The sequence below is a fragment of the Akkermansia muciniphila genome, from assembly GCF_030848305.1.
In the GTDB taxonomy this organism is placed as follows: Bacteria; Verrucomicrobiota; Verrucomicrobiia; order Verrucomicrobiales; family Akkermansiaceae; genus Akkermansia; species Akkermansia muciniphila_A.
In genome coordinates this window covers 1,814,536-1,825,046 of the sequence record NZ_CP114598.1, presented here as the reverse complement: position 1 = coordinate 1,825,046, position 10,511 = coordinate 1,814,536, and the positions used below count along the sequence as shown (strand labels likewise).

Sequence of the window (10,511 nt, the reverse complement as noted above, 5' to 3'; positions counted from 1 at the left end):
ATGCCGCCGGGGGCCTCCGGAACCAGACCGGTCAGGGGAAGAGTGCTTGTCTGCCTTCCCTCACACTTCTTTTCTCTCTCAGTCAGTTCCCTCAACGAAAACGTGTTATAGCAAAGCGTGACGGAATAACGATGTCGTGTACCTAAATGCATCAACACTGATAAAAACACATCTACATATAATTTAGTATTGACATACCAAATTATATGTAGCAATTTACTCCCACGACCTAAAAAAGGTATCCGTATGAGCAATCGTATATCGTATAATAAAGACATTTTTAACGCCATTGATATTTTAAGAAGTTACGGATTCAGCGGCCAACAAGCCCTACTCGATACCCTGTGCAGAGTTACAAGAACCAAGAAAGTTCTGACAATTTCTGAGACAGATACCGACACAGTGTATCGCACAATGCAGGAAGTAACTTCTTCAATGCCTCGTTTCCCCGGAGACGCCGACATGTTTTACAAACTGTACAACATTCTATCTTTCATTGATGGGTACGCTATTCTTTCCTATTTAAATGCATCCAGCGAAGGTCGTGAGCTTGCAGCACCGGAAGTACTGGTGGAGAAATTTGCAGAATATATCACAGACAAGATTGAAAGCGTTCTCATTCCTGAATGTGAGAAGTACGGACCCGGTCTTCTGGATATCATCGAGAGCCATCCGGCTATCAAGTTCACCTTGACCTGCAAGCAGGAATTGAAATACGAGTTGCTATCTTCAGTTTACGCAGTATTCAGCAACGTAAAGGTTCAGATGGCTGACATATACAGTTACGGTTTCACTTCCGAACGTTTTGACCTTATTGTTGCTATTCCGGTTTTCGGTGGACGCATGCTGGTAAACGATGAAGATTTCATCAGCCGTGAACCCGACCTGATTGCGGTTCAAAACCTGCTCTACCATATAAATATGGATGGCGAGCTTGTAATCGTCTTACCGGCCAAGATCACCTTTGGTAGTGGAAGCACTGCATCACTTAGAAGTTATATCGAAAGCAACTATAAAATCAAGGAAATCAGCTCCTTACCTGCCGGACTGTTCACACCATATACCGCAATAAGAACGTACCTCTTCGTTTTCTCACCTGGCACGACTGACGATGTGGTTTTGAAACAATATGAGCCAGACAAGCCTATCAGGAGAACTTCTTCCTGTCAGAAACTCGTTGTAGCAAACGAACAGCTTCTCTTTAGTGATGAGTTTGCTGAGCTCAGTGGCTGGAACATCGATATGGCGTTTTTCGAGGAAGAGGATGCCATCAAAGCCTTTTCCGCTTCTCCTGTGAAAAAGCTCCATCTTAAAGATGTGGCCACCGTTTTCAGAGGTAAAGCTTTGAATACCAAGACCGAAGGAGGAAATATCGGAGTCATCAACATTTCAAACATTAACGATACAGGCATTGACTATTCTGGCCTTGACTACATCGTTGATGAAGAGCGAAAAGTCTCCCGATATATTTTGCAGACCGGAGATGTTTTGGTGACAGCCAGAGGCACTACCGTTAAAATCGCAGTATTTGAAGAACAGTCTTCTATCTGCATACCATCTGCAAACATCAACGTAATTCGTCCGAAAGATGTGCTGAACGGCACCTATTTAAAACTTTTCCTTGAATCTCCCGTAGGAACGAAGATGCTGAAAAGTCTACAGCGTGGAACCGGTGTCGTGAATATCAATTTCAAGGACATGAGCGAGTTGGAAGTCCCTGTTCTTCCTCTCGAAGTGCAGGAAGCACTTGTTCAGGAATATAACACCGGCCTGAACCTTTATAAGGAAACCATCGCCGCAGCCGAAGAAGGCTGGCGTGGAGTGCAAGCAGAAATCCAATCAAAACTCTATTAAGTCCAATATTTAGGACCGTTGCTTTGATACTATAGATATGGAGGAATATATATGGCTACTATTTTTAATGAAGATAACACCATTGAACAGATGATACTTTCCACCCTTCAAGGAAATGGCTGGAAATACATTCCTGCCGAGGAACTCCCTCGTATGCATTCGGATGTACTCGTCGAACCGATGGTAAAAGAGGCGCTCATTCGCCTTAATCCTGAAATCGCAGAAGACCCTTCCCGTGCTGATGAAATTATTTACAAGCTCAGAACCGTCATCTTGTCTGTTCAGCCGCACAACCTTGTCACTCAGAACGAAGTCTTCAAAAAGATGATTTTCGAAGAAAACTCCTACCCTTTTGGCAAGGATGGACGTATGGTTCCGATCCGCTTCTTCGGAACTATGCGCAAAGAAGATCTTGCTCTCAATGAATATGTTGTGACCAATCAGTGGGTATACCCGCAGGCCGAAGACGGCAAACGTCTGGACATTGTTCTTCTAATCAATGGTTTTCCGATTGCTATCGGCGAATTGAAAACTCCAGTTCGTAGCGCTATTACTTGGCTGGATGCGGCTGGTGACATTTCTGCCTATGAAAAGAGCATCCCCGCAATGTTCGTAACCAACATCTTCAACTTTGCTACCGAAGGTAAATGCTATCGCTATGGCTCCATCAATATGCCTATTAACATGTGGGGACCGTGGCACACTGTAACGCATAAGGTGGAAGGCGGCCTCGCAGATGTAAAAATCAGTGTTGAGGATATGATTACGCCTGAGAACGTCATGGACATTTTCCAGTTCTTCACGATGTTCGCTACTGACAAAAAATATCGCAAATATAAAATCATCTGCCGTTACCAGCAGTTTGAAGGCGCTAACATGATTGTGAGTCGTGTTATCGCCGGTTACCCGAAGAAAGGTCTCATCTGGCATTTCCAAGGTTCCGGTAAATCCCTGCTGATGGTCTTTGCAGCGCAGAAACTGAGAATGATCCCAGAACTCAAAAATCCGACCGTTGTTATTGTTGACGACCGCATTGATCTGGAAACGCAGATTACTGCTACCTTTAACGCCTCGGATATTCCGAACCTGACCAGTGCTGCCACCAAAGAAGAGCTCCTTTCTTTCTTCCGTGGGGACATGCGCAAAATCCTCATCACCACTATTTTCAAGTTTGGTGAAGTTAGTGGTGAGCTTAACCCTCGTGACAATATTATCGTCATGGTCGACGAGGCCCACAGAACGCAGGAAGGCGATCTGGGTGAAAAAATGAGAATTGCTCTGCCAAACGCATTCTTCTTCGGTCTGACCGGTACTCCTATCAACCGCATCGACAAGAACACCTTTGCTACCTTTGGCGCTGAAGAAGACCGCACCGGTTATATGAGCCGTTACTCTTTCTCCAATTCCATCCGTGACGGAGCCACCCTTCCTCTTCACTTTGAGCCTGTTCCGGTAGAGCTCCATGTGGATAAGGAAAAACTGGATCGTGAATTTGAAACCATGACCGACGAGGCTGGGCTCAGCAAGGATGAGAAGAACGAGCTTTCTCGCAGAGTGAACATGAAAGCAATCATGTACAATCCTGCCAGAATCCGCAAAGTGTGTGAACACATCGCTAAACACTTTAAGGAAAAAATTGAGCCTAATGGCTACAAAGGTCAGGTCGTTGTTTATGACCGTGAATGCTGCCTGATGTATAAGGCTGTCCTTGATGAACTGCTTGGCGAAGAAGCCAGTACCATCGTCATGGATACCAATAACGATAAAGAAGACCGTTATAAGAAATATCGCCGTGACCGTGATGCAGAAGGCAAGGTGCTGGACATCTTCCGTGACCCTGCCAGCCCGCTGAAGCTCGTTATTGTTACCGCTAAACTGCTGACCGGTTTTGACGCACCGATTCTTCAGGCGATGTATCTGGATAAACCTATGAAGGACCATACCCTTCTGCAGGCAATCTGCCGTACCAACCGTACTTACGACCAAGGCAAAACGCATGGTCTTATCGTTGACTACATCGGCATCTTCGATGATGTTGCACGTGCTCTGGATTTCGACGAAAACAGCATGCGTAAAATCATCACTAACATCGAAAAAATCAAAAAGCAGCTTCCTGCACTCCTCAAAAAGTGTCTGAGTTATTTCATGGGTGTTGACAGAACAGTCGAAGGCTGGGAAGGTCTCATGGCGGCGCAGGAATGCTTACCTACAAATAAGGAAAAAGACGCATTTGCTGCCGACTACCGTGTACTGAACCGTGCGTGGGACGCTCTGTCTCCTGACGGTTTCCTGAACGCTTATAAAACCGACTACCAGTGGCTGTCCCGTGTTTACGAGTCCGTGAAACCGACAGATGGCCGTGGTGGTTTGATCTGGGCCTCTCTGGGTGCAAAAACAATTGAGCTTGTCCATCAGAATCTGACCGTCGGCGAAGCTGATGAGGATATGGAAATTCTCGCAATGGACGCTGACCTGATCGATGATTTCTTGGAAAATCAGAAAGATTTGAAGAAGACCACCAAAAAGGTCGAAATCAATCTTGTCGCCAAAATCATGAAGCACTCCAAAGACCAGAAATTCATCAAGCTCGGCGAAAAACTGGAAACTCTACGCGAAAAGCACGAACAGGGCCTGCTGACCAGCATCGAATTCTTGAAACTTCTGTTGGAACTAGCTAAAGAAGCGGCACAGGCCGAAAAAGAAGTTGTGCCGGAACAAGAAGTTGATAAAGGCATCGCTGCGTTGACAGAACTTTTTAACGGTTTGAAAAACTGCAACACTCCCGTCATTGTTGAGCGCATCGTTGCTGATATCGACAGTATCGTTAAGCTTGTGCGTTTCGATGGATGGCAGAACACCACTACCGGCAAACAGGAAGTCAAGAAAGCCCTCCGAAGCGTTGTTTGGATTAAGTACAAAATCAAGGATAAAGAGGTCTTTGATAAGGCTTATAACTACATCGAGCAATATTATTAATATCACCGAAAGAAAGCAAGAAAATTAAATGATTGGAGCAATTGTTGGCGACATTGTCGGTTCCAGATTTGAGTGGAACAATCACAGATCGAAAGATTTTGATTTCCTTACTCATAAATGTTTTTTCACCGACGACTCCGTCATGTCTCTGGCCATATGCGATGCCTTATCGCATTGCAAACCCGACTACAGCGATTTAAGTAATGTTGCGGTCGAGTCCATGCAGCGTATTGGTCGCCCTTATCCGCATTGCGGTTATGGCGGTTCCTTCTATCGCTGGATGTACTCAGACAATCCGCATCCCTATAACAGCTACGGAAACGGGGCTGCAATGCGTGTCAGTGGATGCGCTTATGTAGCCAATTCCGTCGCAGAAGCTGCAGCGTTTTCAAGAGCTGTTACCGAAATTACTCACAACCACCCGGAAGGTATCAAAGGCGCTGAAGCTACAGCTGTTGCAGTGTATCTAGCCCGTACCGGAAGCAGTCTGATGGAAATTCAGGATTACATTGTAAATCACTATTATCCGATTAACTTTACGTTGGATACTATCCGTGATACCTACCAATTCAATGTATCCTGCCAAGGCACAGTCCCTCAGGCACTCGAAGCATTCTTTGAGTCCATTAGCTTCGAGGATGCCATTCGCAATGCCATCTCTATTGGTGGCGACAGCGACACATTGGCGGCCATCACCGGCGCCGTGGCTGAAGCCTATTACGGAGTACCCATTAGTATCAGAAAACACGCTCTCACATTTTTGGACGAGCGTCTTCTGAAAATCTTACTGGAATTTGAAAACAAGTATCCTGCGAAGTTCGAAAAAAATCAGGGAAAGGGCAACGTTGGTGTAAAACCTTCTACCGGCAAAAAAGTAAAGACAGGAGGTCGTGCTGAAATGATACAATCCGCTATGGATTTCGCCGATATGGAACTGGAAGCCAGCACCGCTCATCCGGAAGAAACAACCAGTCAAAAGCTGTTCTCCCATCTGTTTGAAGCCTGCAACATTCTGCGTGGCCCTATCAATCAAGACGAGTACAAGAGCTATGTAACGCCTATCCTTTTCTTCAAGCGTCTATCCGACGTTTATGATGAAGAAACCCAGGCCGCACTCGAAGAATCCGGTGGCGACGAAGAATACGCCAACTTCCCGGAAAATCACCGCTTTGTTATTCCAGAAGGCTGCCATTGGCAGAATGTTCGTGAGACAAGCGAAAATGTCGGTAAGGCTATTGTTACAGCCATGAACGGAATTGAACGAACTAACCCTGACACCCTGAGCGGTGTGTTCAGCAGCTTTGACGATGCAAACTGGACTGACAAGACCAAGCTGTCCGACGAGCGTCTGAAAGACCTGATTGAACACATGTCGAAAATCAAGGTCGGCAACAACAACTATTCCGCTGACGTAATGGGCGACAGTTATGAATTCCTGATTAAGAAATTTGCTGACCTCTCCAAAAAAAATGCGGGCGAGTTCTACACGCCTCGTTCTATCGTCAAATTGCTCATTATGCTGATGGCACCTAAGGCCGGAGAAACGGTTTACGATCCAGCCTGTGGCACGGGGGGCATGCTTATCGAGGCTATCCGATACATGCACGATGATAAATTAACCTACGGAAAAATCTATGGTCAAGAAAAGAACCTCGCAACCTCTGCTATCGCTCGAATGAACCTGTTCCTACATGGCGCACGTGATTTTAAAGTAACTCAGGGAGATACCCTGCGCTCTCCAAACTATCTATCGCATGGTTCCCTTCGGACCTTTGATTGCGTAGTGGCAAATCCTCCGTTCTCGCTCAAAAACTGGGGTTCTGATCAGTTCAGTAGTGACATTTACGGCAGAAATATCTGGGGAAGCCCAACCGATTCCAACGGCGACTTTGCATGGCTCCAACACATGGTTAAGTCTATGAATTCGAAAACAGGTCGTTGTGCCGTAGTGCTGCCCCAGGGCGTACTCTTCAGAAGCGGCAAGGAAGGCGAAATTCGTAAGCAGCTTGTGGAATCCGACAAGCTGGAAGCTATCATCACTATGGCAAGTGGCGTCTTCTACTCCACCGGTGTTTCCGCTTGTATTCTGTTCCTGAACAATAACAAAGTTCCTGAACACCGTGGCCGCATTTGTATGATTGATGGCTCCGGAATTTATACCCCTCAGAGAGCGCAGAACATCATGACCGAAGATGACATTCAGACCGTATTTAACTACTACACTGAATACGAGGATGTTATCGAAAAGGTCAAAATCGTTACTATACCGGAAATTCGTGAGAAGGACTTCTCTCTCGCAATTAACAACTATATCGAAAAGAAGGAGCAGGAAACCGTTCCTCCGGCAGAAATCCGTAGACAGTATTTTGAAGCCTACGAAGAAATGATCGCTGCCGAAGAAAAAATGCGCCAACTCTTACTGAAAGGAGGCTACATCAATGAGTAAAAGAATAACTATTGAGGAACTGCAGTCTTATCTTTGGAACTCGGCTGTTCTTTTGAGAACTAACATTGATGCCGGTGCCTACAAGCAGTATATTTTCCCGCTGTTGTTCTTCAAACGCATTTGTGATGTATACGACGAGGAAACTGCTCTCGCTATCAAAAAATACGGTGACGATGCTGAAGAATTTGATGACGACGAAATCCATACCTTTGTGGTTCCAAAAGGTTATCACTGGAATGATGTTCGCACCGTATCCGAAAATGTTGGGAAAGCTATCGTTGAAGCCTTCCGCAAAGTGGAAAACGCCAACTTCGGTAAGCTGCAAGGCATTTTCGGCGATGGTGCATGGACAAATAAAAACAGACTCCCCGACAGGCTGTTAAAAGACCTTTTGGAACACTTTAGCGCCAAGACTCTTTCCATCACCAACTGCCCGGAAGACGAGCTCGGTCAAGGATACGAGTATCTCATCAAAAAGTTTGCTGATGACAGCGGTCACACCGCGCAGGAGTTCTACACGAATCGTACCGTTGTGCATTTGATGTCCGAGATGCTGAAGCCGGAATCCGGAGAATCCATCTATGATCCGACGTGTGGCAGCGCTGGTATGCTTATTTCGTCGATTGCGTATCTCAAAGAAAAAAATAAGGAATGGCGTAATGTTGCCGTGTTCGGTCAGGAAATCAACGCTCTTACCTCCGCTATCGGCAAAATGAATCTCTTCCTGCATGGCGTTAAGGACTTCAACATCGTAAACGGCGATACTCTGAAAGCGCCCGCCTTCGTCGAAAATGGCAAACTGCGGCAATTCGACCTAATCCTCGCTAATCCGCCTTATTCGATTAGCCAATGGGACCGTGCAGCCTTTGAAAGCGACAAGTATGGTCGTAACTTCTTAGGTGTGCCTCCGCAGGGCCGCGCTGACTATGCCTTCCTGCAGCACATCATAGCAAGCCTGAAGGATGAGGAGGATGAGAAAAAGCGATATGATACCGGTCGATGCGCTATCCTGTTCCCGCACGGAGTCCTTTTCCGTAATGAGGAAAGCGCTATGCGCGAAAAACTGGTTCGCAGCGATAAAGTGGAATGTATTATCGGTCTCGGACCAAACCTCTTCTACAATTCGCCGATGGAAGCCTGCATCATGATTTGCCGCATGAATAAGCGCCCCGACCGCAGAGGGCAGGTATTATTCATCAATGCCATTAACGAGGTCGAGCGTAAAAACGCACAGAGTTATCTGGAAGAACGCCACATCGCTCGCATCGCTGCCGCATATGAGAGCTATGCTGACGATGGCAATTTTGCAAAGGTGGCTACCATTCAGGACATTGCGGACAACAACTTTTCACTGAGTATTCCTCTGTATGTGAAAGCGGAGGTCAATGAAAAAGACGTGGATGACCGCACTATTCAGGAACATTATGATAGTTGGCTCGCAGCTTCCGAAATGATGAAGCTGAGCTATGAAAAATTGAACGCATTATTAGGAAAGGAGACAGATATCGATGAGTAAAGTTCTTCTTGGCGATGTCGCTATAGAACATAAGGAAACCTGCAAAGGAGACAAGGATGGCTATCCTATCATTGGCTTAGAGCACCTGATACCGGGAGAGATCACATTGACCACTTGGAACGAAGGCAGCGAAAACACCTTCACGAAGATGTTCCGCAAAGGCAATGTGTTGTTTGGACGTCGCAGAGCCTACCTGAAGAAGGCTGCTGTTGCTCCTTTTGATGGCATCTGCTCCGGTGACATCACCGTTATTGAAGCAAAGCCTGACCGCATCCTGCCTGAGCTACTGCCGTTCATCATTCAGAACGATGCACTGTTCGACTTTGCCATTGGCAAGTCCGCTGGCTCCCTCTCTCCTCGTGTAAAGTGGGAACACCTGAAAAATTACGAATTTGATCTCCCGGATATGGATAAGCAAAGAGAACTGGCTACCCTGCTCTGGTCTATGGATGATACTAAAAAATCCTACCAAAAGCTAATTTCTGCTACAGATGAACTGGTGAAATCTCAATTTGTCGGGTTCGTAACCCTCAATGATTTATTCGATCATGTTACTTGTTTAAGGAGGTGCGCATAATGGCAAAATATCGTTTTGAACAGATTGCAATCAACAGCACTGAAAAGAAAAAACCGGTCGAAAAAGACCGCTTCACATACATTGGACTGGAACACCTCGATTCCGCTAACTTGAAGGTTACTCGCTTCGGCTCCGACGTCGCTCCTGTCGGTGAAAAGCTCGTGATGCGCAAAGGCGATGTCCTGTTTGGCAAACGCCGAGCCTATCAGAAGAAAGTAGCCATCGCACCTTTTGATGGTATCTTCTCTGCGCACGGCATGGTACTGCGTCCTAATGTAGAAATCATTGACCCGGACTTCTTCCCGCTGTTTATCAGCTCGGATTATTTTCTGGACGCAGCCATCAAAATCTCCGTAGGTTCCCTTTCGCCGACAATCAACTGGCGTGACCTCAAAATTTTAGAATTTGACCTGCCAGATCTGAAAACACAGCGCAAACTGGCTGCAGTATTATGGTCCATCAATAACACGATGGAATCCTATAAAAAGCTGATTTCTGCAACGGATGAGCTCGTTAAGTCTCAATTTGTCGAGATGTTTTACGGTAAGGGATATCCAGTAAAGAAGATTGGAGATGTAATCGAAAAGAAGATTGATCGAGTAGCGAAAATCTTTGAGAAATCAGATGAGATACAGTATTTAGATATATCATCGATTGATAATTCTTCCAAAATGGTGACAGGATTGACACCCTATGTTCTTAAGGATGCTCCATCGAGAGCGCAGTATGTGCTGAAACAAGGCGATATAATGTACTCTACGGTAAGACCAAACTTGCAGAATATTGCAGTTAATCCATATTCTGATGATAACGTGGTAGGTTCAACTGGTTTCTGTGTTTTGAGGTGTACTGGTGTTACTACAGGGTATATGTGGGGTGTCATTAATAGCGTGCCATTTACGGAGTCTATGATAAATCAGGCCAGTGGTGCGAACTACCCTGCAGTTACAGATAAGGTGGTACATGCTTATGAAATTCCGATACCGCCTTTGGAAGAACAAGCTGCGTATGAGCAACTGGTAAATCAAAGCGATAAATCAAAATTTGAACTCGAACAGGCTCTTGCAGAGCTGACCGCAACCTATAAACGCATCATTGCTGAGAATCTTGGCTAATTGCTATGCTCATGGTGTTTCCTCTGC

General features: G+C 45.8%; 6 protein-coding genes. All 6 read left to right on the top strand.

Annotated elements, in window-relative coordinates; genetic code table 11:
- The first annotated feature begins 246 nt into the window (after positions 1-246).
- Genes O4G22_RS07945 through O4G22_RS07920 form a run of 6 tightly spaced genes read left to right on the top strand, consistent with a single transcriptional unit; the run spans position 247 to position 10,484 of the window.
- The gene (locus tag O4G22_RS07945; RefSeq protein ID WP_306701471.1) at positions 247-1,854 is read left to right on the top strand and encodes a restriction endonuclease subunit S; all 1,608 of its coding nucleotides are present in this window, start codon (positions 247-249) and stop codon (positions 1,852-1,854) included.
- Positions 1,855-1,905: 51 nt separating this feature from the next.
- Positions 1,906-4,830 carry a type I restriction endonuclease subunit R gene (locus O4G22_RS07940; RefSeq protein ID WP_306701470.1) on the top strand — a complete coding sequence of 975 codons (2,925 nt, stop codon included), beginning with the start codon at positions 1,906-1,908 and terminating at the stop codon, positions 4,828-4,830.
- A 28-nt stretch (positions 4,831-4,858) separates the two neighbouring features.
- On the top strand, positions 4,859-7,276 hold the full coding sequence (locus tag O4G22_RS07935) for an N-6 DNA methylase (protein ID WP_306701469.1): 2,418 nt from the start codon (positions 4,859-4,861) through the stop codon (positions 7,274-7,276).
- Positions 7,269-8,792 carry a type I restriction-modification system subunit M gene (locus tag O4G22_RS07930; protein WP_306701468.1) on the top strand — a complete coding sequence of 508 codons (1,524 nt, stop codon included), beginning with the start codon at positions 7,269-7,271 and terminating at the stop codon, positions 8,790-8,792. The genes O4G22_RS07935 and O4G22_RS07930 overlap by 8 nt, the downstream gene beginning before the upstream one ends.
- Positions 8,785-9,369, top strand: coding sequence for a restriction endonuclease subunit S (locus O4G22_RS07925; protein ID WP_306713856.1), 585 nt, complete (start codon positions 8,785-8,787; stop codon positions 9,367-9,369). Before O4G22_RS07930 ends, O4G22_RS07925 begins: the two co-directional genes overlap by 8 nt.
- Positions 9,369-10,484: a restriction endonuclease subunit S gene (locus O4G22_RS07920; RefSeq protein ID WP_306713855.1), complete on the top strand. Its 1,116-nt coding sequence runs from the start codon at positions 9,369-9,371 to the stop codon at positions 10,482-10,484. Before O4G22_RS07925 ends, O4G22_RS07920 begins: the two co-directional genes overlap by 1 nt.
- The last annotated feature ends 27 nt before the right edge of the window (positions 10,485-10,511 follow it).

Coding starts and splice junctions, on each gene's coding strand:
- O4G22_RS07945 (WP_306701471.1), top strand. CDS start 247: ATGAGCAATCGTATATCGTATAATAAAGACATTTTTAACGCCATTGAT.
- O4G22_RS07940 (WP_306701470.1), top strand. CDS start 1,906: ATGGCTACTATTTTTAATGAAGATAACACCATTGAACAGATGATACTT.
- O4G22_RS07935 (WP_306701469.1), top strand. CDS start 4,859: ATGATTGGAGCAATTGTTGGCGACATTGTCGGTTCCAGATTTGAGTGG.
- O4G22_RS07930 (WP_306701468.1), top strand. CDS start 7,269: ATGAGTAAAAGAATAACTATTGAGGAACTGCAGTCTTATCTTTGGAAC.
- O4G22_RS07925 (WP_306713856.1), top strand. CDS start 8,785: ATGAGTAAAGTTCTTCTTGGCGATGTCGCTATAGAACATAAGGAAACC.
- O4G22_RS07920 (WP_306713855.1), top strand. CDS start 9,369: ATGGCAAAATATCGTTTTGAACAGATTGCAATCAACAGCACTGAAAAG.